Raw genomic sequence first — 24,047 nt, forward strand, 5'->3', positions numbered from 1 at the left:
ATCGGGGAGTATGGCGTCCGTGCGTTCAGACGTGGATCTGGTGGTGCCGGTCAAGACACTGGACCGGGCGAAGTCGCGACTGCTCGGCGCGGCGGACCGCGGCGCGGGCGACCCCGTCGCGCACGCGACCCTCGCGCTGGCCCTCGCGCTGGACACGATCGGGGCCGCCGTGCGCGCCACCCGCGTGCGGTCGGTGATCACCGTCACGTCCGACCCGATCGTGAGAGCCGAGCTCGCCGCGCTGGGCGTCGAGACGGTCGAGGACCCCGTTCCGTCCGGGCTGAACGAGGCGCTGCGGCACGGCGCCGCGGTGCTGCGCGCCCGCGACCCCGGCTCGGTCGTCGGCGCGCTCCAGGCCGACCTGCCCGCGCTGCGCCCCGCCGAGCTGGACGACGCCGTCGCGCGCGCCGGTGGCCGCAGGGCGTTCTGCCCGGACCGGCAGGGCACGGGCACGGTGCTGCTGCTCTCGGCGCGCGGCGGGGACCTCGATCCGCGCTTCGGCGTCGGCTCGGCCGCGGCGCACGGCGCGGACGCGCACCTGCTCGCGGGGCACTGGCCGTCGCTGCGGACCGACGTGGACACCGCGGCCGACCTCGACGCGGCCGGCGCGCTGGGCCTGGGCCCCCGCACCTCCGCGCTGTGCGCCGCGGCCTGCGCGCGGCGCTGAGTACGGTGTGACCGTGCCAGAGCGGACAGTGCCGGAGCAGACCGTCCCCGAGCAGACCGTCCCCGAGCAGACCGTCCCCGAGCAGACCGTGCCGGAGCGGACCGTGCCGGCCACCGTCAGCGCCTTCCACCCCGACGGTTCCGCGGTCGTGCTGCGGGACGACGGGCTGCTGGTGGACGTCGACGCCGCCGCGGTGCGCCTCGGCGGCTGGCGCTTCCTGCGTCCCGGCCAGCGGGTCCGGCTCCTCGGCGAGCCGGGAGAACCGGTCCGGAAGGTGGCTCCGCCCTGCTGAGAGGGTGTAGTTCATCTCCCCGTCGTCCCAGTTCGGCGCGATTCAGCGCATCGTGGGCGACAATGGCCGGGTGAGCACGGAGAACAACGACGAGCAGGGGACTCCTCCCGCGAGGGTCCGTCGAACGAGGACCTCCACCGCCGCGGCAGGGAGCCGACGGGCACCCCGCGCGGCGTCCCGTCGCAGTTCCAACCCGAAGCCCGAACCGGAGCCCGGGCAGACCGAGTCGCACCGGTCGATCCCGGCCGCTCCCCCGGCGGTGACGGTCGAGCACGATCCCACCGCCGACCTGCCCGACGACCGGTACTTCAACCGGGAGCTGTCCTGGTTGGACTTCAACGCCAGGGTGCTCGCGCTCGCCGAGGACTCCTCCCAGCCGCTGCTGGAGCGGGCGAAGTTCCTGGCGATCTTCGCGTCGAACCTCGACGAGTTCTACATGGTCAGGGTCGCCGGGCTGAAGCGCCGCGACGAGACCGGTCTGTCCGTGCGCAGCGCGGACGGGCTCACGCCGCGCGAGCAGCTCGCCAACATCGCCAAGCGCACCCAGGAACTCGTCGAGCAGCACGCGCGCACGTTCCTGGAACAGATCCGCCCCGGTCTGGAGGAGCACCGGATCAGCCTCGTGACGTGGGCCGATCTCACCGACTTCGACCGCGCGCGGCTGTCCACCTACTTCACCGCCCAGGTCTTCCCGGTGCTCACGCCGCTGGCGGTCGACCCCGCGCACCCGTTCCCCTACATCTCCGGGCTGTCGCTGAACCTCGCCGTCACCGTGCGCGACCCCGAGGGCGGCCGCGAGCGCTTCGCGCGCCTGAAGGTGCCGGACAACGTGCCGCGCCTGGTGCGGGTGGAGGCCGACCGCGCCAGCGGCTCCGCGACGTTCCTGCCGCTGGAGGAGCTGATCGCCGCGCACCTGAGCCACCTGTTCGCCGGCATGGAGATCCTGGAGTGCCACGCCTTCCGGGTCACCCGCAACGCCGACCTGGAGGTCGAGGAGGACCGCGACGAGGACCTCCTCAAGGCCCTCGAACGCGAACTGGCCCGCCGCCGCTTCGGTCCGCCGGTGCGGCTGGAGGTGGCCGACGACATGACCGAGCACATGCTGGAACTGCTGCTGCGGGAGATGGAGGTCGACCCGCACGACGTGGTCCAGGTGCCCGGTCTGCTCGACCTGTCGTGCCTGTGGCAGCTCTACGGCATCGACCGCAAGCAGCTCAAGGACCAGCCGTTCGTCCCGGCGACGCACCCGGCGTTCGGGGAGCGGGAGACGCCCAAGAGCATCTTCGCGACGCTGCGCGAGGGCGACGTGCTGGTGCACCACCCCTACCACTCGTTCTCCACGAGCGTGCAGCGCTTCATCGAGCAGGCCGCCGCGGACCCGAACGTGCTGGCGATCAAGCAGACGCTCTACCGCACCTCCGGCGACTCCCCCATCGTCGACGCCCTGATCGACGCCGCCGAGGCGGGCAAGCAGGTCGTGGCTCTGGTGGAGATCAAGGCGCGCTTCGACGAGCAGGCCAACATCACCTGGGCCCGCACGCTGGAGAAGGCCGGCGTGCACGTCGTCTACGGGCTGGTGGGCCTCAAGACGCACTGCAAGACCTCGCTGGTGGTGCGGCAGGAGGGCTCGACCATCCGCCGCTACTGCCACATCGGCACCGGCAACTACAACCCGAAGACGGCCCGGCTGTACGAGGACATCGGCATCCTGACCGCGGAGCCGGCGATCGGCGCCGACCTGACGGACCTGTTCAACGTCCTCACCGGCTACGCGCGCCAGGACGACTACCGCAGCCTCCTCGTCGCCCCGCACGGCGTGCGCCGCGGCATCGTGGAGCGCATCGAGCGGGAGATCGAGCACGCCCGCGCCGGCCGCCCCGCCGGTGTGCGGATCAAGGTGAACTCGCTCGTCGACGAGCAGGTGATCGACTCGCTGTACCGGGCGTCGCAGGCCGGTGTGCCGGTGCACGTCGTGGTCCGCGGCGTGTGCACGCTCAAGCCCGGCATCCCCGGTCTGAGCGACAACGTCCACGTGCGCTCGGTCCTCGGCCGGTTCCTGGAGCACTCGCGGGTGTTCCACTTCGTCGGCTCCGGCGAGCACTGGATCGGCAGCGCGGACATGATGCACCGCAACCTCGACCGCCGGGTGGAGGTCCAGCTCAGGGTGACCGATCCGAAGCTCACCACGCGGCTGGACGAGATGTTCGACTCCGCGCTGGAGCCGTCCACGCGCTGCTGGGTGCTGCGCACGGACGGCGAGTGGGAGCCGTCGCCGTCCAACGGCGCCAGGGTCAGGGATCACCAGGTCGCGCTGCTGCGCAAGTACGGCGCTTCGGGCTGAGGGAACAGTGGGCCACGAGGAACGGGACGTGATCCGGGCGTCCGGTGGGGTGCTGTGGCGCGAGCGCGCCGCGGGCGGGATCGAGACGGCCCTGGTGCACCGGCCGCGCTACGACGACTGGTCGCTGCCCAAGGGCAAGCTCGACACCGGGGAGACCGCACCGGCGGCCGCGGTGCGCGAGATCGCCGAGGAGACGGGTTTCCACGCCGTTCTCGGCCGGTACCTCCAGCGCGTCGACTACTTCGTGCGCGGGGTGCCCAAGGTCGTGGACTACTGGTCGGCGCGGGCGTGCTCCGGCGCGTTCGCGGCGAACGACGAGGTGGACCAACTGCGCTGGCTGTCGCCGGAGGAGGCCTTCCCGCTGCTGAGCCACTCGCACGACCGCGAGGTGCTGGCGGCGTTCACGGCGCTCCCGGCCGACCTCGCGACGGTGCTGCTGGTGCGGCACGCCAAGGCGGGCAAGCGGGAGAACTGGCACGGCGACGACGACCTGCGCCCGCTCAGCTCCGCCGGGTGGCGACAGGCCGAGGCGGTGCGGGAACTGCTGCCGCTGTTCGGCGTGACCCGTGTGCACGCCGCGCCGCGGCTGCGCTGCGTGCAGACCGTGCGGGGCGCCGCGGACGACCTGGGCGTGCCCGTGCTGCGCGAACCGCGCCTCTCCGAGGAGGGTTACTGGCCGGATCCGGACGCGGGTCTGGTGCGATTCCTGGAGATCGTGCGCGGCGGCGGCGTTTCCACCGTGTCGAGTCAGGGCGGGGTGATTCCCGCTCTGGTGGGATCGCTGGCGGACATGAGCGGACTGCGGACGGGCGAGGTGCACTCGAAGAAGGGCAGCGCGTGGGTGCTGTCGTTCACCCGTCCTTCCGCGCCCTGGTCCACTTCGGATTCCGCGTCGACGTGGCCGAAGCTGGTGGCCGCGCACTACCTGGCGAGCCCGCTGCCCGCCCCGGTACCCCGCTGAGGGCCTTTCACACTCTCAGCGGGCAATTCGACGGCGAATTCGCGGCATCCCCGAGCGCATCGCGCGCGCCGGGCGAGAGCACGACGGGTGGGACGCGTCACCTCTCCCGGCGTGCGCCGGGAATTCGCCGTCCGCGGCGGCGGGCGAGCGGTGGTCGGTTTCCCCTTCAGACGTGAAACGCCCGCTGTGCCGGAACGCGTCCGTTCCGGTACAGCGGGCGCAGTTGCGCTTCAGCGAGCTGAAGCGGCGGTTCACTTCTTCTTGGCCGCAGCCGTCCTCCGTGCCGCGGGCTTCGCAGCCGCGGTCGTGGTGGAGGCGGCCTTCGCCGCCGCCGGCTTGGCCGCCGCCGAAGCGGTCGCCTTCGCCGTGGACGCGCGCTTGGCGGCCGGCTTCGCAGCCGGGGTCGCCTTCGCGGCCGGGGTCGCCTTCGCGGCGGGCTTGGCGGCGGTGGTCTTCGCCGCGGTCGCCTTGGTGGCGGTCGCCTTCGTCGCCGTCGCCGTCGACGCCTTGGCCGCCGGCTTGGCCGCCGCTGCCGCGGTGGTCTTGCGGGCCGGAGCCTTGGTGGCGGCAGCGGCCGTCGTGCGCGCGGTGGTGCTGCGCGCAGTGGTCGCACGCGTGCCGGCGGCACGCGTGGTGGTGGTGCTGCGAGCGGCCGGAGCCTTGGTCGCGGCGGCCGGCTTGGCCGCCGCGGCCGCACGAGCGGACGCGGCCGGCTTGGCGGCGGCCACCCTCGGCAGCTTCTTGGCACCGCTGACGACGTCCTTGAACGTCGAACCGGCGCGGAAGGCGGGCACGTTGGTCTTCTTGACCTTCACGGTCTCACCGGTGCGCGGGTTGCGCGCGGTGCGAGCCGCGCGGGCGCGCTTCTCGAAGACGCCGAAGCCCGTGATGTTGACCTTCTCGCCCTTGTGGACGCTGCGGACGATGACGTCGACGAGACCGTCGACCGCCACTGCCGCGTTCTTCTTGTCGCCAAGGCGCTCGGCGAGCGCCTCGATGAGCTGGGCCTTGTTCACCGTCAGTCCCTCCCAGGACGCTCACGGCCCTAGTCGGGCCGACTGCACGCCACGGTAAGCCCATGTGAAGGGAAATTCCAATCGCCACGCCAGATTTTTCGTTGGGGTGTGGGCAATTGTGCCCCGTCGAGGGACTGAATCGGCTGGAAGGGGGCCGGGTGATGGGTCCGGTGGCCTTGCGGATTCCCCCTGCGAGAAGGGGAATCCGCTGGCCCCCGATCAGCTCGCCGGAACCGGATCGGTGGTCGGCAGCCAGCTCTTCCGCCGCGACTCGAACTCGCCGATCTCGTCGGCGTGGCGCAGCGTCAGCGCGATGTCGTCGAGCCCTTCCAGCAGGCGCCAGCGGGTGTAGTCGTCGATCTCGAAGGGGGCGGTGAACTCCTTGGCGCGAACCGTCTTCGCCGCCAGGTCGACCGCGACCTCCGTGCCCGGCTCGTTCTCCAGCAGCTTCCAGAGCAATTCGACGTCCGACTGCGACAGCTGGGCGGCGAGCAGACCCTGCTTACCGGAGTTCCCCCGGAAGATGTCCGCGAATCGGGACGAGAGGACCACCCGGAAGCCGTAGTCCATCAGCGCCCAGACGGCGTGCTCGCGAGACGAGCCGGTGCCGAAGTCGGGTCCCGCGACGAGCACGCTGCCCGCCCGGAAGGGCTCCTGGTTGAGCACGAACTGCTCGTCGTTGCGCCACGCGGCGAACAGGCCGTCCTCGAACCCCGAGCGGGTGACCCGCTTGAGGTAGACGGCCGGGATGATCTGGTCGGTGTCCACGTTGGACCGCCGCAGCGGCACCCCGACACCGGTGTGGGTGGTGAAGGCATCCATGTCTGCTGGTCCTCTCAGGCGTGAGCGCTGATCAGGTCTTCGGGCGAGGAGAGCGTGCCGCGCACGGCCGTGGCCGCGGCGACGAGCGGGGACACCAGGTGGGTCCGGCCGCCCTTGCCCTGCCTGCCCTCGAAGTTGCGGTTCGAGGTCGAGGCGCTGCGCTCCCCCGGCGCGAGCTGGTCGGGGTTCATGCCCAGGCACATCGAGCACCCCGCCTGCCGCCACTCGGCGCCGGCGGCGAGGAACACCTCGTGCAGCCCCTCCGACTCGGCCTGCGCGCGCACGCGCATCGAACCGGGCACCACGAGCATCCGCACGCCGCTGGCCACCCGCTGGCCCCTGAGCACGTCCGCGGCGGCCCTGAGGTCCTCGATGCGGCCGTTGGTGCAGGACCCCAGGAACACCGTGTCGACGCGGATGTCGCGCAGCGGCGTGCCCGGCTCCAGCCCCATGTAGGCCAGCGCCTTCTCCGCGGCCACCCGCTCGTTGTCGTCGCCGATCGCCTCCGGGTCGGGGACGGACGCGCTCAGCGGCAGGCCCTGTCCCGGGTTCGTCCCCCACGTGACGAACGGCGTCAGCTCGTCGGCGTCGACGAACACCTCCGCGTCGAACACGGCGTCGTCGTCGGTGCGCAGCGTCTTCCAGTGCTCCACGGCAGCGTCCCAGTCGGCACCGGTGGGCGCGTGCGGGCGGCCCTTCACGTACTCGAAGGTCGTCTCGTCCGGCGCGATCATCCCGGCGCGGGCGCCCGCCTCGATCGACATGTTGCAGATCGTCATGCGCGCTTCCATCGACAGCCCGGCCAGCGCCGTGCCCCGGTACTCCAGGACGTAGCCCTGGCCGCCGCCGGTGCCGATCTTCGCGATGACGGCGAGGATCACGTCCTTCGCGGTGACACCGGGACGCAGCGTGCCGTCGATGGTGATGGCCATCGTCTTGAACGGGCGCAGCGGCAGCGTCTGCGTCGCCATGACGTGCTCGACCTCGGAGGTGCCGATGCCGAAGGCGAGGGCGCCGAACGCGCCGTGCGTGGACGTGTGGCTGTCGCCGCACACCACGGTCATGCCCGGCTGGGTGAGGCCGAGCTGGGGACCGACGACGTGCACGATGCCCTGCTCCACGTCGCCCATCGGGTGCAGCCGCACGCCGAACTCGGCGCAGTTGCGGCGCAGCGTGTCGACCTGGGTGCGCGACACCGGGTCGGCGATCGGCAGGTCGATGCCGATCGTCGGCACGTTGTGGTCCTCGGTCGCGATCGTCAGGTCGGGACGGCGGAGCGCGCGGCCCGCGAGCCGGAGCCCGTCGAACGCCTGCGGGCTGGTGACCTCGTGGAGCAGGTGGAGGTCGATGTAGAGCAGGTCGGGCTCAGCGCCACTGCCGTGACGCACGACGTGCGCCTCCCACACCTTCTCCGCGAGCGTGCGGCTCATCGCTTCTCCCCGTTCGGGTTTCGATCTCGTTCGTCTGCGGGAGCGGGCTCTCCGGGAACCGGGCCCCCGATACGTCTGGACTTCCCAGATAGCGGGAAGTTAGTATCGCGCTGTGGGACAGCATAGCGGGATCGGCGTCCTGGACAAGGCTGTGGCCGTGTTGAACGCCGTCGCGAAGGATCCGTGCGGGCTCGCGGAGTTGTGCAACCGGACCGGTCTGCCGAGGGCGACCGCGCACCGGTTGGCCGTGGGCCTGGAAGTGCACCGGTTGCTGCGACGGGGTTCGGACGGGCGCTGGCGTCCAGGTGCGGCACTGGCGGAGTTGGCCGGCGGGGCGACGGACCCGCTGCTGGACGCGGCGTCGTCCGTGCTGCCGCGGCTCCGCGACATCACGGGCGAGAGCGTGCAGCTCTACCGGCGGGACGGGATCCAGCGGATCTGCGTGTCCTCGGCCGAGCCGCCGAGCGGTCTGCGGGACACCGTGCCGATCGGGGCGCGCTTGCCGATGACGGCGGGTTCGGGGGCGAAGGTGCTGGCGGCGTGGGCCGACCCCGCGACGCAGCGCTCGGTCCTGACGGAGGCGGTCTACGGCGAGCGGACGCTGCTGGAGGTGCGCCGCCGGGGCTGGGCCCAGAGCGTCGCCGAGCGCGAGCCGGGAGTGGCGAGCGTCTCGGCCCCGGTGCGGGACAGCACGGGCACCGTGGTGGCGGCGATCAGCGTCTCGGGCCCCGTGGACCGCATGGGCAGACGTCCGGGGGCGAGATGGGCGGCCGACCTGCTGGCCGCAGCAGAAGCCCTCCAATCCCGCCTCTAGCAAAAGCAGAAGCCCGACGAAGGCCACAGGACAAAGTCCTGTGGCCTTCGCAACATTCACGGCAAGCCGCCCCGCCAAACCCCAAACCCCACCACTCAGCACCCAAAGCCCCACCACCGGTACGCGAACCGCCAACTCCCGGCACCAGAACCACCACCTCGCGACGCAAAGGCAAGCGGCGATGCCGAACGAGCAGCGATGCCGAAGGCGAGCCCACCGGGGGGGTGCAGGGGGGCGGAGCCCCTCCTGCCTGGGGGTTCGGGGGCTCGGCCCCCGATGTGACATGCGAAAGAGCCGCGACTCGCAGTGCGAGTCACGGCTCTTCCAGCTCTGTAGCCCCGATGGGATTCGAACCCACGCTACCGCCTTGAGAGGGCGGCGTCCTAGGCCGCTAGACGACGGGGCCCTAGGTACTACCTCTGTCTTCAGTTTTTCTTGCCCCGGTAGCTTACCATACTGCTTTTTCTACCGTTGCAGCTGGGGTACCAGGACTCGAACCTAGACTAACTGAACCAGAATCAGTCGTGCTGCCAATTACACCATACCCCATCGGCTTTCCCGATCAGCGTCCGGGTCTTGCTTCCGGGGCCGCTCGTTCCTGCCGAGATAAATACTAGACCACAGACCCCGCAGAAGTGAAATCGGCCCCCACCGACGTGCATCGCACGAGGTGAGAGCCGGTTCGGGTCGGTCAGGCGGTGGCGCCGGACAGCTCGCAGACGAGGAGCTCGGGGAGCTCCGAGAGGCTGCTGATGGTCGTCACGCCCCACGGCGTCGTCCCCTCGCACGGTCCGTGCCGGTTCAGCCACACCCCGCGCATCCCGGCGTCGCGTGCGCCGATGGCGTCGGCGTGCAGCCGGTCACCCACGTGGACGACGTCGTGGGGCGAGACGCCGAGTCCGACGCAGGCCGTGTGAAAGATCACCCTGTCGGGCTTGGCGCAGCCGACCTCGCCGGCGATCAGCACGCTGTCGAAGTACTGGGACAGGCCCAGCGCGGCGATCTTCACGCGCTGGTGGCGGCCGGAGGCGTTGCTCACGGCGGCGACGGGCAGGCCGCTGGCGCGCAGCCACTCCAGGCAGGGGACGACGTCGGGGAAGAGACGCCACCCCCTGGCCAGCACCTCCTGGCGGTGGCACTCCCGACGCGTCGCCTCGTCCAGGTCGAGGTCCTCGCCCAGCGCGGCGAAGAACGCGCGCGTGCGGATGTTGCGCATGGACTCGTACTGGAGCTCACCGGCGAGGAGGCGGTCGCAGTGCTCGTCGGTGATGCGCTGCCACAACGACCAGGCGTCGGCGTTACCGACCATCGAGGCCAACGCGGCCCGCGAGGAGGTGCTGTAGTCGACGAGCGTGTCGTCGACGTCCAAGCACACCGCGCGGATGTCGCCGGTTTTCTTCCGAACGTCTGTCGGGGACGCAGTTGTCACCCCGTGAGGCTAGGCGCGTTCACCCTCCTGCCGATTCGGCCGAGGAGGTGATTCCTCCGGGCACTTGCACGGTCAAGTCACCGCTCACGTGCCCGGAGGTGCGATCACGCGTCGCCGAGAGCGCGCCGCAAACGCCCGATCGAGCGAGCCCGTCCGAGGAGTTCCATGGACTCGTACAGCGGCGGGGAGACGGTGCGGCCGGTCACGGCGACCCGCACGGGGGCGAACGCCTTCCTCGGCTTCAGGCCGAGACCGTCCACAAGAGACGTCTTCAGGGCCTCCTCGACGCTCGCGGTCGTCCAGTCCGGCAGGGACTCCAGCGCGTCGATCGCGGCGCGCAGCACCGGTCGCGCGTCGTCACCGAGCGCCTTCGCGGCGGAGTCGGGCTCCGGCGCGAACTCCTCCTCGGTGGCGAAGAGGAAGCGCAGCATCCCGGACGCCTCGGACAGCACGACCAGCCGCTCCTGCACCAGCGGTGCGACGGCGCGGAGCTGGGCGACCTGCTCGGGAGCGGGGTCCGCGGACAGCACGCCGTCGTCCACCAGGTGCGGGACGACCCTGCCGACGAAGTCGTCGACGGGGAGTGCGCGCAGGTGGACGGCGTTGATCGCCTCGGCCTTCTTGAGGTCGAAGCGGGCCGGGTTGGCGCTCACCCGGTCGATGTCGAACGCGGCGACCAGCTCGTCGACGCTGAAGATGTCGCGGTCCTCCGCGATGGACCAGCCGAGCAGCGCGAGGTAGTTCAGCAGGCCCTCCGGCAGGAAGCCCCGGTCCCGGTACAGGAACAGGTTCGACTGCGGGTCCCGCTTGGACAGCTTCTTGTTGCCCTCGCCCGTGACGTAGGGCAGGTGCCCGAACTGCGGCGTGAACGTGGTGACGCCGATGCGCTGGAGCGCGCCGTAGAGCGCGAGCTGCCGCGGGGTGGAGGGCAGGAGGTCCTCGCCGCGCAGGACGTGCGTGATGCCCATGAGGGCGTCGTCCACGGGGTTGGTGAACGGGTAGAGCGGAACGCCGTTGGCGCGCACCAGCACCGGGTCGGGGGTGCTGCCGGCCTTGAAGGAGATCTCGCCGCGGACGAGGTCGTGCCACACCAGGTCGGTGTCGGGCACCCGCAGGCGCAGCACGGGCTCGCGGCCCTCCGCGCGGAACGCGGCGCGCTGCTCGTCGGTGAGGTCGCGGTCGGCGTTGTCGTAGCCGAGCTTGGGGTCCTGCCCGGCGGCGCGGCGGCGGGCCTCGACCTCCTCGTTGGTGGAGAAGGACTCGTAGAGCTCACCCGCCTCGAACAGGCGGCGCGCGATGTCGGCGTAGACCTCGTGGCGCTGGCTCTGCCGGTACGGCTCGTGGGGGCCGCCGATCTCGGGGCCCTCGTCCCAGTCCAGGCCGAGCCACCGCATCGCGTCGAGCAGGGAGAGGTACGACTCCTCGGAGTCGCGGGCCGCGTCGGTGTCCTCGATGCGGAAGACGACCTTGCCACCGTGGTGGCGGGCGAAGGCCCAGTTGAACAGTGCGGTGCGGATGAGCCCGACGTGGGGCGTTCCGGTCGGCGACGGCGAGAAGCGGACGCGGACCTCGGAAGGTGCGGATGCAGTGGTCATGGCCCCGTCAGGATATCGGCCGCGCTCCCCCTTGACCCGCCAGCCACCTCGGAGGATGCTCGAGTTATTCAACCGCTGTTGAAAAGGGGAACGGCGATGGAGAGGACGACGTGCGTCGTGGCCGGCGGAGGACCGGCCGGGATGGTGCTGGGACTGCTGCTCGCGCGGGCGGGTGTGCGGGTGACCGTGCTGGAGAAGCACGGCGACTTCCTGCGGGACTTCCGCGGGGACACCGTGCACTCGTCGACGCTGACGCTGCTCGACGAGCTGGGGCTCGGTCCCGCGTTCGAGCGGGTGCCCCACCAGCTGGTCGAACGGATGCAGGTGATGGTCGGCGAGGGGCTGGCCACGATCGCCGACCTGACGCGGCTGCCCGGTCCGCACAAGCACATCGCGCTCGTGCCGCAGTGGGACTTCCTCGACCTGCTGGCCGAGGCGGCGGGGGCGGAGCCCACCTTCGAGCTGCGGATGAACACGCGGGTGACGGACCTGCTGACCGAGGGGGGCCGGGTCAGCGGCGTCGCCTTCCGCACGGCGGACGGGTCCACCGGCGAGATCGCGGCCGACCTGGTGGTCGCGGCCGACGGCCGGCACTCGTCGGTGCGCGCGCGCAGCGGCCTGACGGCGCGGTCCTTCGGCGCCCCGATGGACGTGTGGTGGTTCCGCGTGCCGCGCGATCCCGGCGAACCGGCGGGCGGTCTGGCTCGCTTCGGCGCCGGGCAGGCCGCGGTGCTGCTCAACCGCGGCGACCACTTCCAGGTGGCGTTCCTGATCCGCAAGGGCAGCGACGCGCTGCTGCGGGCCGAGGGCGTGGAGTCGTTCCGGCGCAGGGTCGTCGCGCTGGTGCCGTGGCTGGCGGACCGGATGGACACCGTCGAGTCGCTCGACGACGTGAAGCTGCTGGACGTGAAGCTCGACCGGCTGCGGCGCTGGCACACTGCCGGGCTGCTGTGCATCGGGGACGCCGCGCACGCGATGTCGCCGATCGGCGGCGTCGGCATCAACCTGGCCGTGCAGGACGCCGTGGGGGCGGCCACCCTGCTCGCCGCACCGCTGCTGCGGGGCCGGGTCTCCACGGCGGAGCTGGCGCGCGTGCAGCGCAGGCGGTGGCTGGCCACGGCCGTGACGCAGGGCCTGCAACGGCTGATCCAGAACGCGTTCCTGCGCGGGACCGTGGAGGGCACGCGCACGCCGGAGCCCGGTCTGCCGAAGCCGCTCGCGCTGATCCAGCGGTTCCCGGCGTTGCAGGTGGTCCCGGCCTACCTGGTGTCGATCGGGCTGCGGCCGGAGCACGCCCCGGTGTTCGCCCGCCGGAGCCCCGCTCCGGTGCCACGCGGACCGGAGAGGAGCACCGGCGGGCGGCCGGAGCGCGGCTAGCGGTCGACGACCCGGTTGGTGAGGGTGCCGAGGCCCTCGACGGTCACCGAGACCGTCTGGCCCGCCGTCATCGGGCCGACCCCGGCGGGGGTGCCGGTGAGGATCACGTCGAGCGGGCGCAGGGTCATCACGGCCGAGATGTAGGCGATCAACTCACCGACGTCGTGCAGCAGCAGCGACGTGCGGGAGTCCTGCTTCACCTCGCCGTCCAGCTCGGTGCGGATGGCGACGTCCGACGGGTCGAACTCCGTCTCGATCCACGGGCCGAGCGGGCAGAACGTGTCGTGCCCCTTCGCCCTGGTCCACTGGCCGTCGGCCTTCTGCTGGTCGCGGGCCGTGACGTCGTTGGCGATCGTGTAGCCCAGGATCGACGAGCGGGCGCGGTCGGCCGGGATGTCCCGGCCCCCGACGCCGACGACCACGGCCAGTTCGCCCTCGAAGTCCACGCGCCCGGAGCCGGCCGGCAGCTTGATCTCCGCGTTCGGCCCGATCACCGCCGTGTTGGGCTTGAGGAACATGATCGGGTTCTCGGGGACCTCGCTCCCCATCTCCCGAGCGTGGTCGGCGTAGTTCTTGCCGATGCAGACGATCTTCGGCGGCAGGAACGGGGTGAGCAGGCGGACGTCGGCCAGCGGCCACTTCCGGCCGGTGAAGGTCGGATCGGTCCACGGCGTCGTGCTCGGGTCGTCGGCGATCTCCACGGCCAGGAGGTCGTCGCCCTCCCCGTGCACGGCGGCGAACGCGACACCTTCTGGATGAGCGATACGGGCAATGCGCACGTCGTTCACCCTAGCCCGCTCGCGCGGAACCGGTGGACCTCCCTCACACCGCGGGGGTCCGCTCCCGCACCGCCTTGTGCACCAGCGCGTCGCGCAGGGCGAGCCAGCTCGCCTCGACGATGTTGGCGTGCACGCCCACGGTGGTCCACTCGCGCTCGCCGTCGGTGGACTCGACCAGCACGCGCGTCACCGCGTCGGTGCCGGGCCGGTCGGTGAGGATGCGCACCTTGTAGTCCGCCAGCTCCACCGCGCCGAGCCACCCGACGTGCGGCAGCAGCGCCGTGCGCAGCGCGGCGTCCAGCGCGTGCACGGGGCCGTTGCCCTCGGCGGTGGCGATCACCCGCTGCCCGCCGACGTGCACCTTCACCGTGGCCTCGCTGACCAGGTCGGCCCCGTCGGAGCGGTGGTCGAGCAGGACGCGGTAGGACTCCAGCTCGAACGGCGGCTCACCCAGCTCCCCCAGTTCGTCGAGCATCAGCAGTTCCAGCGACGCGTCGGCCGCCTCGAAGGACCAGCCGCGCGCCTCCAGCTCCTTGACCCGGCGCACGGCACCGCCGAGCGCGTCGGGCCGCCCGGCCAGGTCGATGCCGAACTCGCGTCCCTTGAGTTCGAGGCTCGCCCGGCCGGCCATCTCGGTGACCAGCACCCTCATGCCGTTGCCGACGGTCTCCGGGTCGATGTGGTTGTAGAGCTCCGGGTCCACCTTGATCGCGCTCGCGTGCAGCCCCGCCTTGTGGGCGAAGGCCGACGTCCCGACGTAGGCCTGGTGGGTGTCGGGAGCGATGTTCGCGATCTCGGCCAGCGCGTGGGAGACACGGGTGAGCTCGGCGACGCCGCCCTGCGGCAGCACCGGCATCCCGAGCTTGGTCACCAGGTTCCCCACCACGGCGAACAGGTCGGCGTTGCCCGCCCGCTCGCCGTAGCCGTTGGCGGTGCACTGCACGTGCGTCGCCCCGGCCTGCACGGCGGCCAGGGTGTTGGCGACCGCGCAGCCGGTGTCGTCCTGGCAGTGGATGCCGACCCGGAACCCGGTTCGGGTCACGACCTCGGCCACCGTGTCCGCGAGTCCCAGCGGCAGCTGCCCGCCGTTGGTGTCGCACAGCACCACGACGTCGGCCCCACCGTCCACAGCGGACTCCAGCACGCCCAGCGCGCAGTCGGGGTCGAAGGCGTAGCCGTCGAAGAAGTGCTCCGCGTCCACGAACACCCTGCGTCCCTCGCCGACGAGGAAGGCCACGGTGTCGCGCACCATCGCCCGGTTCTCCGCCTGGTCGGTGCGCAGGGCGAGTTCGACGTGCCGCCGGTCGGACTTCGCCACCAGCGTCACGACCGGCGCCTGCGAGTCCAGCAACGCCCTGACCTGCGGGTCGTCCTGCACCTTCAGGCCCACGCGGCGGGTGGCGCCGAACGCGACGAGCGACGCGTGCCGCAGCTGGAGGTCACCGGCGGCGGCCCTGGCGAAGAACTCGGTGTCCTTCGGCAGCGCCCCCGGCCAGCCGCCCTCGACGAACCCGACGCCGAGCGCGTCGAGGTGGCGGGCCACGGCGAGCTTGTCGGTCACGGAGTAGGAGATGCCCTCCCGCTGGGCACCGTCGCGCAGGGTCGTGTCGTAGACGTGGAACGAGTCGCCGAGCGGGAGGCTGGTCACGGTGTTCTCCTCGGAGGAGGGCGGGAGAAGAAGGGGGAGAAAACAAAAGACCCCCCGCGGGGTGCGGGAGGTCAGCGCGCCGGGGGCTCGTGGAGCACTACCCGGCGCGCTCGGAAATGATCGTGGAGAGCTGAACGGCCACGGTCGGATGGTGCCACAGGACCGGGTCGCGTACCAGCCTCCGGTCGATCCGTCCCGCCATGTGGGCGCGTCAGCCGTCGGAGCGGGCCGGGGAGTCGTGCAGCACGCACTCGGCGCAGTAGTCGCCGCCGGCCCGCCACCACTGGCAGCAGGTGCGCCGCCGCGCCGTCCAGTCGTCGCCGGTGCCGCGCAGCGACAGCAGACCGGCCCGCCCGGTGGCGTCGCGCAGCGCGCGGGCGGTCCCGAGCAGATCACCGGGCGCCCCGGCCGACGCGAGCCGCGCGGCCACCGCGCCGATCAGCCCCACGGGGTTGCCCCACAGCTCGGCGGCGTCGGCGCGCGGCCCGCCGATCGCCGCGAGCCCGCGGGCGAGCGGCGCGAAGAACGCCTCGGTCTCCCGCCACCACAGCGCGGACCGGTCGCCGTCGCCACCGTCGTCCACGGGATCGCCGAACCGCAGACCGGCCAGCCGCCCGCCCTCCCCCAGCACCGCGCCCGCGGAGGAGAGCGCGGGCAGCGGAAGTCCGAAGTGGATCTCCGGCACGGTGGCGCAGCACCCGAGCCAGCCCGCGCGGAACGCGATCAGCACGATCCCGGCGCGGCGGTGGGCGAACCCCCCGCGCCGCTGCCACTCCTGCGCGCAGCGCCGCAGGTGCTCCGCGTCCGGATCGCAGAACTCCGCCCACGGCACGACCGGACCGTCCGCCCGGCGCGGCAGGACCTCGTCGCAGCGAGCGGGCCAGGTCACGGGATCGCCGCCAGGAACTCGGCGAACGCCCGGATCGCGGCGGGGTTGCGCGGGCTCTCGACCAGCGCGGCGTACGGCAGGACGAAGAACCGCCGCTCCCGGATCGCCGTGACGTCCGCGATGGCCGGGTGGGACAGCAGGAACTCGCGCTTCGCGTCGGCGGTCGCCGCGTCCCCGTCGTCGTAGTCGTTGATCAGCACGACGTCCGGGTCGCGGTCGACGACGCTCTCCCAGCCCGCGGTGGTCCAGCTGTCGTCCAGGTCGTCGAAGACGTTGCGCCCGCCCGCGCGCGACACGATCTCCTGCGGCGCGGCGTTGGCGCCGGAGGTGAAGGGCTGGTCGATGCCGCTGTCGTAGAGGAACACGTCCGGCGCTGGTCTGCCCTCCATCAGCTCCTCCGCCTCGGCGACCTCCCGCTGGTACCGGGCGACGAGCGCCTCGGCCCGCTCGGGCACGCCGAAGATCTGCCCGAGGTTGCGCAGGTCCGTGTAGAGCGCCTCCAGCGGCGGCATGATGCCGCGCTGCGTGCCGGTGCCGTTGCGGCAGGACTCTGTGAGCAGGTACGTCGGCACCCCCAGGTCGGCGAGCGCGTCCGGCGTGAACCCCGTGCTCTCGGAGAAGCCGTAGTTCCACCCGGCGAACACCAGGTCGGCGTTCGCGCCCTGCACGACCTCGGCGGAGATCTTCGTGGCGATCTTCGGCCGGGCGGCGAACTCCGCCTTCCACGGCGAGGACTCCAGGTCGCTGGCGTGCCCGGTGCCGACGACGTACCCGGCCACCCGGTCGGCGAGGCCCAGCGCGAAGACGATCTCGGTGATGCCGGTGTCGTTGGTGACGATCCGCTCGGGCACCCGGTCGTAGGTGACCCGCTGCCCGCAGTTGGTGATCGTGACCGCGCCACCTCCGGCGTCCTCCTGCGCGATCGTGGCGCCGCACGCGGTGCTCAGCAGCACCGCGGCGAGGGCGAGCGCGAGCGTCCTACCGGCCACGGGGTTCCTCCAGGTGGTCGAACAGCAGTTGCGGAACCCCGCTGACGGGGTGGGCCACGACGTGCGCGCGGACGCCGAAGACGTCGCGCACGAGATCGGGGGTCAGCACCTCGGCGGGCGACCCGTCGGCGACGACCCGGCCGCCGGACAGGACCACGACGCGGTCGCAGTACGACGCGGCGAGGTTGAGGTCGTGCAGGGCCGTGAGCACGGTCAGCCCGAGACCGCGGACCAGCGCGAGCACGTCGAGCTGGTGCTTCACGTCGAGGTGGTTCGTCGGCTCGTCCAGCACCAGCACCTCCGGCTGCTGCGCGAGGGCGCGGGCGATGAGGACCCGCTGCCGCTCACCACCGGACAGCGTGAGGAAGCTGCGCGCGGCGAGGTGGCCGACCCCCAGCCGCTCCAGCGCCTCCCGGCACACGACGCGGTCGTGCTCGTCGTCGCGCTGGAACGTGGTCTTGTGCGGCAGGCGTCCCATCGCGACGACCTCGTCCACGGTGAAGTCGAACTCGACGTGACCGTCCTGGGTCAGCGCGGCCATCGCCCGCGCGCTCTCCGTCCTGGGCACGGCGCGCAGCTCGCGGTCGTCGAGCAGCACGAGACCCGCCGTGGGCGCGAGGGCGCGGTAGACGCAGCGCAACGTCGTGGACTTGCCGCTGCCGTTGGGGCCCACGACGCCCACGACCTCGCCGTGCCCCGCGGTGAAGCCGACGCCGGAGACGATCTGGCCGACCGCGACGTCCTCCAGTCGAACTCGCACCTAGCGCCCCCCGAAGACGTAGCCGCGCCGCCGCACGAGCAGCACGAAGCACGGCACGCCCAGCGCGGCCGTGATGACGCCGAGCGGGAGTTCCTGCGGGGCCGCGAACAGCCGCGCCGCCACGTCGACCCACACCAGGAACACCGCCCCGGCCAGCGGTGCGACGAGCAGCACCCGGCGGTGGTCCGAGCCGACGACGAGCCGCACGACGTGCGGGAGCATCAGCCCGACGAACCCCACCGCGCCGCTGACGGCCACCACGACGCCGGTCATGGCGGCCGTGACGACGAACAGCCGCCGCCGCAACGCCTCCGGGTCGAGCCCGAGCGTCGTGGCCGTCTCGTCGCCCATCGACAGCGCGTTGAGCGGTCGCGCGCAGGTCAGCAGGTAGCCGCAACCACCGGCGACGACCGCGGTCGCGATCGGCAGGTGGGTCCAGGTGACGCCGCCGAGGCTGCCGAGCAGCCAGAACAGCGCCGAGCGGGCGGCCTCGCCGTTGGGGGCGCGGAACACCAGCAGCGTGGTGATCGCGGAGAAGCCGTAGGCCATGGCCGTGCCGGTGAGCACGAGCCGCAGCGGGGAGAGGCCCTGCGCGGTGCGGGCGGTGACGTAGACCAGGGCCGTCGCGCCGAGCGCGGAGAGGAACGCGGCCGTGGACAGCGCGTAGATCCCGAGCGAGGCGAACACGCCGAACGCGGCGACGGCCGTGGCCCCGACCGACGCGCCGGAGGAGATGCCCAGGACGAACGGGTCGGCGAGCGCGTTGCGGACCATCGCCTGCACCACGACGCCGACCGCGCTGAGGCCCGCTCCCACCACGGCGGCCAGCAGCACGCGCGGCAGCCGGATGTCCCAGACGATGCGGTACTGCCCGACCTCGGCGGGTTCGATCTGCGCGCCGGTGACGGCGGCGTGCAGCAGTCGCAGCACCTGCCCCGGCGGCACGGAGACCGGCCCGAGCGCGACCCCGCAGACCACGGACGCGGCGAGCACGGCGAGCAGGGCGACGAGCAGCGGTCCGAGCCGCGACCGCGCGGCGGGTGCTGGTGGTGCGGACGGTCTGACGGACACCGTGGCCCTTTCGACCGGGCCTTCGAGGTGTCCCGCGCACGCCGCCAGGACCCCGTCCCCGCGGACCACGGCAGGAGTGGAGGTTCACGAACCGCCGCTCGCGGGTGATCGGGCTCGTCTGCTGCTGGAGCAGACCCACCGTTGCGGGTCAGCGCCGGATTTCGACCGGCTTCCCCCACGTGCGACGTTCCGATGCTGGTGTGCCGCGCCCGTCCGTGTCAACACCGCGTGGTCCGGGCCACTGCGCGCGCACGCGAGAGCGGCCCCCGGCACACGTGCCGGGGGCCGCTCTGCGACGTGCTGGAGCCGGTCAGGCCCCCGTGCGGACGTTCGACGAGACCAGGGCCGCCAGGCGGTCGCCGATCGCGTAGGTGGCTCCCGGCGACTGGTGGTCGCGGGTCGCCAGGTCGAACGCCACGGACGCCTCGATGCGGCGAGCCGCCTCGCTCTCGCCGAGGTGGTCGAGCATCAGCGCCACGGACAGGACCGCGGCCGTGGGGTCGGCGATGCCCTGACCCGCGATGTCCGGCGCGCTGCCGTGCACCGGCTCGAACATGCTCGGGTTGCGCCGGGTCACGTCGAGGTTGCCGCTGGCGGCCAGACCGATGCCGCCGGTCACCGCGGCGGCGAGGTCGGTGAGGATGTCGCCGAACAGGTTGTCGGTGACGATCACGTCGTAGCGAGCGGGATCGGTCACCAGGTGGATCGTCGCCGCGTCGACGTGCTGGTAGGCCACCGTCACGTCGGGGTGCTGCAAGGACACCTCCTCCACCACGCGCGACCACAGCGAGCCGGCGTGGGTGAGGACGTTGGTCTTGTGCACGAGGGTCAGGTGGCGGCGCGGACGGTTGGCGGCGCGGGTGAACGCGTCCCGCACCACCCGCTCGACGCCGAACGAGGTGTTGATGCTGACCTCGGTGGCGATCTCGTGCGGGGTGTCCTTGCGCAGCAGGCCGCCGTTGCCCGCGTACAGGCCCTCGGTCCCCTCGCGCACGACCACCATGTCGATCTCGGGCGGGTCGGCGATTGGGCTCTTCACACCGGGGTACAGCCTGGCCGGGCGGAGGTTGACGTGGTGGTCGAGTTCGAAGCGCAGCCGCAGCAGCAGGCCGCGCTCCAGGATTCCGCTCGGCACCGACGGGTCACCCACCGCGCCGAGCAGGATGGCGTCGTGCTGGCGGAGTTCGCCCAGCACCGACTCCGGCAACAACTCTCCCGTGGCGTGCCAGCGCGCCGCGCCGAGGTCATAGCGGGTGATCTCCGCTGCTGGAACGACCTCGCCGAGCACCTTGAGTGCCTCGGCGACGACCTCGGGCCCGATCCCGTCTCCTGGGATCACCGCGAGCCGCATCCACACACCTCCCGCGTATCGGTCCCACGAAACGGGACGTCTTCCTGGCGAAAGGTTACCGTCCTGAGCACGTTCCACCGCATCCCGGACACGCTTTCGGGGTGATGTGTCCCGTACTGCGGGACACCCGTTCGGTCCACACGGCACTTTCGTGGTCACCCGGAGGAGACACTAGGCGGACAGAACCCGGACCGGCGGGGCAAATGCCTGTCGATACGGGTCCGGCGGCCGCGATCAGGACGCGCGGCCGTCGCCTCCACCGCGCACCCGCACGACGCGCGCGCTCCCACCGGCGGCGTCGTGCGGGTCGAGCACGAGCAGCGAGTCGGTCCCGTCCTCGCGAGCGCCGCGGCGTCGCGCCGGGAGTCCGGCCGCCGGTCGCCCGTGGTGCCGGCGTTGACGTGCGGGACCGTGTCGACGCCAGGGTCGTGCCGGGTGCCCCGGAGCTCCAGCACGCTCACCGGCGAGCGGTACGCCCCCGAGTCCGAGCCCGGCCCGGCAGCGGCAGGACGCGGTGGGGGGAACTGGCGCGGCACGTCGCACTGGAGCGTCCGGAGGGTGGAGCGGCCGTCTCGACGGTGCCGGGGACGCGCCGCACGCGCGCCAGCACCTGGTCGCCCGGCGCCGCCGGTGCGTCGATCCGGCCGCTGGCGACGCGGTCGGAGCGACGATCGGGCCGGTACCGGTCGAGGTGGACCGCACGCCGGTGGGCGAGGACGCCGCCGGCGTTCCACTGAGGACGGAGCGGTCGTTGCCGCTGCCGACCCGCGCGGAGGAGATCGCGTCACCGGGCGCGGCGACGCCCGGCCCGGCGTTCTCCTCCCCGGTGTGCGCGCCGACGGCGGTGCCGCGCCCACCGCGGCACCCGGTCGACCTCGTGGCTGGAACCCGATCCGCGAGGAGAGCTGTCGTCAACCCGTTCGCCGATCGGTCAACTCGGCCAGTGGACGTCCACCCCGTCCGGTTTCGCGACCTTCCTCTCCCGGGTGGAGAGCCACCACGCCGCGACGAACATCAGGCCGGTGAGCACGCAGAGGTAGGGCACGCCCGTGGTGTTGAGGAGACCGCCGCCCAGGACGCCCACCAACTGCCACACCGCGCCGAACACGCCCAGCCAGACGAGGCCGCGCCACCCGTCGGTCCTGCCCACGACGAGGGCGGCGACGACGGACAGTCCGATCTGGACGATCCACCCGTACTGGAACCAGCTGTCGGGAAAGACGTTCCACCACGTCCGATCCGCGGAGTAGCCGAAGCGGTCGATCATGTCGACCTGCTCCTCGCGGAAGGTGAGGAAGAACGGGTCGCGGATGTCGGAGGGCCACCACGGGAGGAGGAGCAGCATCGTGATCGTGAGGGCCGCGGAGACCCAGGCGAGCGTGCGAGCGGCGACGTCGCCGTTCTCGGCCACCCAGGAACGGGCAGCTGGTCCGGTGTTCATGAGGGTGAATCTTGAAGGTTCACCCGTCCGAGAAGGTGGTCCGGCTCACAGCTCCACCCGATCGGCCCAACGATTCGTGGCACGTGCGAACGGGGCCGCCGTCGCGAGTGCGACGGCGGCCCCGTGAACGGTGGTCCGGACTACTCGAAGTTCACCGCGCGCACCGTGCGGGCGCCGACCGACGCGCCGATCGGGTCGAGCACGGCGGTGTCGACGGGACGGTCCACGCGCAGCAGCATGAAGGCGTCGGCGCCGTCCTTCGTCTGGCTGATCTGCGCGGCCTCGACGTTGACCCCGGCCTCGCCGAGCAGCGTGCCGACGGTGCCCATGACGCCGGGACGGTCCGAGTACTCCAGCAGCAGCACGTTGCCCTCGGCGCGCAGGTCGAAGCTCCGGCCGTTCACGCCGACGAGCTTCTCGACCTGGTCCAGGCCGCTCAGCGTGCCCGACACGGTGATCACCGAGCCGTCGGCCTGCACGGCCCGCACGGTGACGAGGCTGCGGTGGTTGGCGCTCTCCGTCTCCTTCACGGTGTCGACGGCGACACCCAGGTCGGCGGCGAGGTTCGGCGCGTTGACGAACGTCACCTGGCTCTCCACCACACCGGAGAACACCCCGCGCAGCGCGGCCAGCGGCAGCACCGAGACGTCCTCGTTGGACAGTTCGCCGCGCACCTCCAGCGTCACCGACGTGGGCGCCTTCGACGACAGGGCGGCCACGACCGTGCCGAGCTTCTGCACCAGCGACAGGTACGGGCGGACCTCCTCGCCGACGACACCGCCGCCCTGCACGTTGACGGCGTCCGGCACGAACTCGCCGCGCAGCGCCAGCAGCACCGAGCGCGCCACGTCGGTGCCCGCGCGGTCCTGGGCCTCCGAGGTGGAGGCGCCCAGGTGCGGGGTGACCACGACGCCGGGCACGCCGAACAGCGGGCTGGAGGTGGTGGGCTCGGTGACGAACACGTCGATGCCCGCGCCGCCGACCTGGCCGCTGCGGACGGCCTCGGCGAGCGCGGCCTCGTCGATCAGGCCGCCGCGGGCGGCGTTGACGACGATGATGCCGCGCTTGGCCTTCGCCAGCTGCTCGGCGCCGATGAGACCCTTGGTCTCCGGCGTCTTCGGCAGGTGGATGGAGACGAAGTCGGCGCGCTCCAGCAGCTCGTCCAGGCTCACCAGCTCGATGCCGAGCTGGGCGGCGCGGGCCGGGGCGACGTAGGGGTCGTACGCGATGAGCGTGACCCCGAACGCGGCGAGGCGGGCGGCGAACAGCTGGCCGATCTTGCCGAGGCCGACGACGCCGACGGTCTTGCCGAGCACCTCGACGCCGTTGAAGGAGCTGCGCTTCCACTCGCCGGACTGGAGGCTCGCGTTGGCGGCGGGCACCTGGCGGGCGACCGACAGCAGCAGCGCGACGGCGTGCTCGGCGGCGGAGACGATGTTCGAGGTCGGCGCGTTGACGACCATGACGCCGCGCTGGGTGGCCGCGGGGACCTCGACGTTGTCCAGGCCCACCCCCGCCCTGGCGACGACCTTGAGCCGGGTGGTGGCGCCGAGGACCTCGGCGTCGACCTTGGTGGCGGAGCGGACGAGCAGCGCGTCCGCCTCGGCGACGGCCTCCAGCAGGGCGGGGCGATCGGTGCCGTCGACGTGGCGCACCTCGACCTCGTCGCCGAAGACGTCGAGCACGGACGGTGCGAGCTTTTCGGCGATCAGGACGACGGGTCGACTCGTGTTGCTCACGGACGTGGCTCCCAGAGATCAGGTCGGAGGTGGGAGCGCGGGCCACAACGGTCGGACGTCGCAGTCGAAACCCGCGCCGACCGGCCACGACAATGTGTCCGGACTGTTAACGAGTCTAGTCAGCGGACCAGCGGGAGTCCCGCACGGGTAGCCGAGCCCACCAGGTGGGACGGCGAGCAGGACACCCGAGCACAAACCCGACCAAGCCCGCCCACAGCTCAACTCGGGGTGCCTGGACGCTCAGCTCAAGGTGCCTGAACGCTCAACTCAGCGCGCCGGAGGCGCGGCAATCCGGCGCAGCGCTCACCACGGCTCGTCGAACTCGCCGTCCTTCGCCCCCGCGATGAAGGCGTCCCACTCGGCCGGGGTGAAGACCAGGACCGGACCGTCGGGGTGGGCGCTGTTGCGCATCGCCACGTAGGTCACGCCGTCGGTGTGCTCGACGAACGCGATCTCCACGTGCTCCCCGTCCGGGTCGCCCTCGTCGCTGCGCAGCCAGTCCGCCTCGCGCAGGTCGAGCTTGCCGCGCACGTGAGCCTTGTCGTCGTAGATCGGCGCGCTCTCCGTCATGCCCCCAGGTATACCGGAGCCCGTGGCGCTGCACGCCACGGGCTCCGTCTTCGCGCTGAGACCGAC

21 protein-coding genes, 2 tRNA genes and 1 riboswitch are annotated in these 24,047 nt (G+C 72.2%); of the genes, 6 read left to right on the forward strand and 17 right to left on the reverse strand.

The window, feature by feature from the left end:
• The first annotated feature begins 19 nt into the window (after window positions 1–19).
• The 4 genes from cofC to IMZ35_RS02300 all read left to right on the forward strand — a co-directional run bounded on the left by cofC (window position 20) and on the right by IMZ35_RS02300 (window position 4,261).
• The gene (cofC, locus tag IMZ35_RS02285; RefSeq protein WP_307867672.1) at window positions 20–667 is read left to right on the forward strand and encodes a 2-phospho-L-lactate guanylyltransferase; all 648 of its coding nucleotides are present in this window, start codon (window positions 20–22) and stop codon (window positions 665–667) included.
• 13 nt (window positions 668–680) lie between these two features.
• Window positions 681–959 (forward strand): hypothetical protein, encoded by a 279-nt coding sequence (locus IMZ35_RS02290; RefSeq protein WP_229369265.1) that lies wholly within the window; start codon window positions 681–683, stop codon window positions 957–959.
• Between the two features lie 70 nt (window positions 960–1,029).
• Window positions 1,030–3,300, forward strand: a complete 2,271-nt coding sequence (locus tag IMZ35_RS02295; protein ID WP_199439160.1) for an RNA degradosome polyphosphate kinase — start codon at window positions 1,030–1,032, stop codon at window positions 3,298–3,300.
• A gap of 31 nt (window positions 3,301–3,331) precedes the next feature.
• A complete protein-coding gene (locus tag IMZ35_RS02300) occupies window positions 3,332–4,261 on the forward strand; it encodes an NUDIX hydrolase (RefSeq protein ID WP_307867761.1) in 930 nt (309 codons plus the stop codon).
• Window positions 4,262–4,512: 251 nt separating this feature from the next.
• Here the strand turns inward: IMZ35_RS02300 and IMZ35_RS02305 are convergent, their stop codons facing one another.
• The 3 genes from IMZ35_RS02305 to leuC form a co-directional block, all read right to left on the reverse strand.
• Entirely contained in the window at window positions 4,513–5,277 is a 765-nt protein-coding gene (locus IMZ35_RS02305; RefSeq protein WP_199439161.1) for an HU family DNA-binding protein, read from the reverse strand.
• A 219-nt stretch (window positions 5,278–5,496) separates the two neighbouring features.
• The gene (gene leuD, locus IMZ35_RS02310) at window positions 5,497–6,099 is read right to left on the reverse strand and encodes a 3-isopropylmalate dehydratase small subunit (RefSeq protein WP_199439162.1); all 603 of its coding nucleotides are present in this window, start codon (window positions 6,097–6,099) and stop codon (window positions 5,497–5,499) included.
• 14 nt (window positions 6,100–6,113) lie between these two features.
• Window positions 6,114–7,529: a 3-isopropylmalate dehydratase large subunit gene (gene leuC / locus IMZ35_RS02315; protein ID WP_199439163.1), complete on the reverse strand. Its 1,416-nt coding sequence runs from the start codon at window positions 7,527–7,529 to the stop codon at window positions 6,114–6,116.
• A gap of 112 nt (window positions 7,530–7,641) precedes the next feature.
• Between leuC and IMZ35_RS02320 the strand changes: the two genes are divergently transcribed.
• Complete coding sequence (locus tag IMZ35_RS02320) at window positions 7,642–8,343, forward strand: IclR family transcriptional regulator (RefSeq protein WP_199439164.1); 702 nt, start codon at window positions 7,642–7,644, stop codon at window positions 8,341–8,343.
• A 333-nt stretch (window positions 8,344–8,676) separates the two neighbouring features.
• Here IMZ35_RS02320 and IMZ35_RS02325 read toward each other — a convergent pair.
• From IMZ35_RS02325 to gltX, 4 genes are all read right to left on the reverse strand, one after another.
• Window positions 8,677–8,749: transfer RNA gene (locus IMZ35_RS02325), tRNA-Glu, on the reverse strand.
• A gap of 71 nt (window positions 8,750–8,820) precedes the next feature.
• Window positions 8,821–8,892 (reverse strand) — tRNA-Gln (locus IMZ35_RS02330).
• Window positions 8,893–9,034: 142 nt separating this feature from the next.
• Window positions 9,035–9,772 carry an HAD family hydrolase gene (locus tag IMZ35_RS02335; RefSeq protein ID WP_307867675.1) on the reverse strand — a complete coding sequence of 246 codons (738 nt, stop codon included), beginning with the start codon at window positions 9,770–9,772 and terminating at the stop codon, window positions 9,035–9,037.
• A gap of 104 nt (window positions 9,773–9,876) precedes the next feature.
• Complete coding sequence (gene gltX, locus IMZ35_RS02340) at window positions 9,877–11,367, reverse strand: glutamate--tRNA ligase (protein WP_199439165.1); 1,491 nt, start codon at window positions 11,365–11,367, stop codon at window positions 9,877–9,879.
• 96 nt (window positions 11,368–11,463) lie between these two features.
• Between gltX and IMZ35_RS02345 the strand changes: the two genes are divergently transcribed.
• A complete protein-coding gene (locus tag IMZ35_RS02345) occupies window positions 11,464–12,744 on the forward strand; it encodes an FAD-dependent oxidoreductase (RefSeq protein WP_199439166.1) in 1,281 nt (426 codons plus the stop codon).
• On the opposite strand, the gene IMZ35_RS02350 is transcribed toward IMZ35_RS02345, so the two are convergent.
• The 10 genes from IMZ35_RS02350 to IMZ35_RS02395 form a co-directional block, all read right to left on the reverse strand.
• Window positions 12,741–13,523: a fumarylacetoacetate hydrolase family protein gene (locus IMZ35_RS02350; protein ID WP_199439167.1), complete on the reverse strand. Its 783-nt coding sequence runs from the start codon at window positions 13,521–13,523 to the stop codon at window positions 12,741–12,743. The two genes, IMZ35_RS02345 and IMZ35_RS02350, sit on opposite strands and share 4 nt — an antisense overlap.
• A 43-nt stretch (window positions 13,524–13,566) precedes the next feature.
• Window positions 13,567–15,171, reverse strand: coding sequence for a citramalate synthase (gene cimA / locus IMZ35_RS02355; RefSeq protein WP_199439168.1), 1,605 nt, complete (start codon window positions 15,169–15,171; stop codon window positions 13,567–13,569).
• 211 nt (window positions 15,172–15,382) lie between these two features.
• Window positions 15,383–16,060 carry a (2Fe-2S)-binding protein gene (locus tag IMZ35_RS02360; RefSeq protein ID WP_199439169.1) on the reverse strand — a complete coding sequence of 226 codons (678 nt, stop codon included), beginning with the start codon at window positions 16,058–16,060 and terminating at the stop codon, window positions 15,383–15,385.
• On the reverse strand, window positions 16,057–17,049 hold the full coding sequence (locus tag IMZ35_RS02365) for an ABC transporter substrate-binding protein (RefSeq protein WP_199439170.1): 993 nt from the start codon (window positions 17,047–17,049) through the stop codon (window positions 16,057–16,059). The genes IMZ35_RS02360 and IMZ35_RS02365 overlap by 4 nt, the downstream gene beginning before the upstream one ends.
• Window positions 17,039–17,809: an ABC transporter ATP-binding protein gene (locus IMZ35_RS02370; RefSeq protein WP_199439171.1), complete on the reverse strand. Its 771-nt coding sequence runs from the start codon at window positions 17,807–17,809 to the stop codon at window positions 17,039–17,041. The genes IMZ35_RS02365 and IMZ35_RS02370 overlap by 11 nt, the downstream gene beginning before the upstream one ends.
• Window positions 17,810–18,880 (reverse strand): FecCD family ABC transporter permease, encoded by a 1,071-nt coding sequence (locus IMZ35_RS02375; protein WP_199439172.1) that lies wholly within the window; start codon window positions 18,878–18,880, stop codon window positions 17,810–17,812.
• 82 nt (window positions 18,881–18,962) lie between these two features.
• A riboswitch (cobalamin riboswitch) is annotated at window positions 18,963–19,078 on the reverse strand.
• Between the two features lie 112 nt (window positions 19,079–19,190).
• The gene (locus tag IMZ35_RS02380) at window positions 19,191–20,231 is read right to left on the reverse strand and encodes a 3-isopropylmalate dehydrogenase (RefSeq protein ID WP_199439173.1); all 1,041 of its coding nucleotides are present in this window, start codon (window positions 20,229–20,231) and stop codon (window positions 19,191–19,193) included.
• Between the two features lie 931 nt (window positions 20,232–21,162).
• A complete protein-coding gene (locus tag IMZ35_RS02385) occupies window positions 21,163–21,672 on the reverse strand; it encodes a hypothetical protein (protein WP_199439174.1) in 510 nt (169 codons plus the stop codon).
• Window positions 21,673–21,812: 140 nt separating this feature from the next.
• Window positions 21,813–23,411, reverse strand: coding sequence for a phosphoglycerate dehydrogenase (serA, locus tag IMZ35_RS02390; RefSeq protein WP_199439175.1), 1,599 nt, complete (start codon window positions 23,409–23,411; stop codon window positions 21,813–21,815).
• 303 nt (window positions 23,412–23,714) lie between these two features.
• Complete coding sequence (locus tag IMZ35_RS02395) at window positions 23,715–23,981, reverse strand: DUF397 domain-containing protein (protein WP_199439176.1); 267 nt, start codon at window positions 23,979–23,981, stop codon at window positions 23,715–23,717.
• Window positions 23,982–24,047 lie beyond the last annotated feature (66 nt).

This window comes from Umezawaea beigongshangensis (assembly GCF_016464305.1).
GTDB classification, from domain to species: Bacteria; Actinomycetota; Actinomycetes; order Mycobacteriales; family Pseudonocardiaceae; genus Umezawaea_A; species Umezawaea_A beigongshangensis.

What these genes read in the sequence shown, in the direction of transcription:
- IMZ35_RS02385 (WP_199439174.1), bottom strand. Translation starts at nt 21,672, where the DNA reads ATGAACACCGGACCAGCTGCCCGTTCCTGGGTGGCCGAGAACGGCGAC.
- leuD (WP_199439162.1), bottom strand. Translation starts at nt 6,099, where the DNA reads ATGGATGCCTTCACCACCCACACCGGTGTCGGGGTGCCGCTGCGGCGG.
- leuC (WP_199439163.1), bottom strand. Translation starts at nt 7,529, where the DNA reads ATGAGCCGCACGCTCGCGGAGAAGGTGTGGGAGGCGCACGTCGTGCGT.
- IMZ35_RS02345 (WP_199439166.1), top strand. Translation starts at nt 11,464, where the DNA reads ATGGAGAGGACGACGTGCGTCGTGGCCGGCGGAGGACCGGCCGGGATG.
- gltX (WP_199439165.1), bottom strand. Translation starts at nt 11,367, where the DNA reads ATGACCACTGCATCCGCACCTTCCGAGGTCCGCGTCCGCTTCTCGCCG.
- IMZ35_RS02395 (WP_199439176.1), bottom strand. Translation starts at nt 23,981, where the DNA reads ATGACGGAGAGCGCGCCGATCTACGACGACAAGGCTCACGTGCGCGGC.
- IMZ35_RS02380 (WP_199439173.1), bottom strand. Translation starts at nt 20,231, where the DNA reads ATGCGGCTCGCGGTGATCCCAGGAGACGGGATCGGGCCCGAGGTCGTC.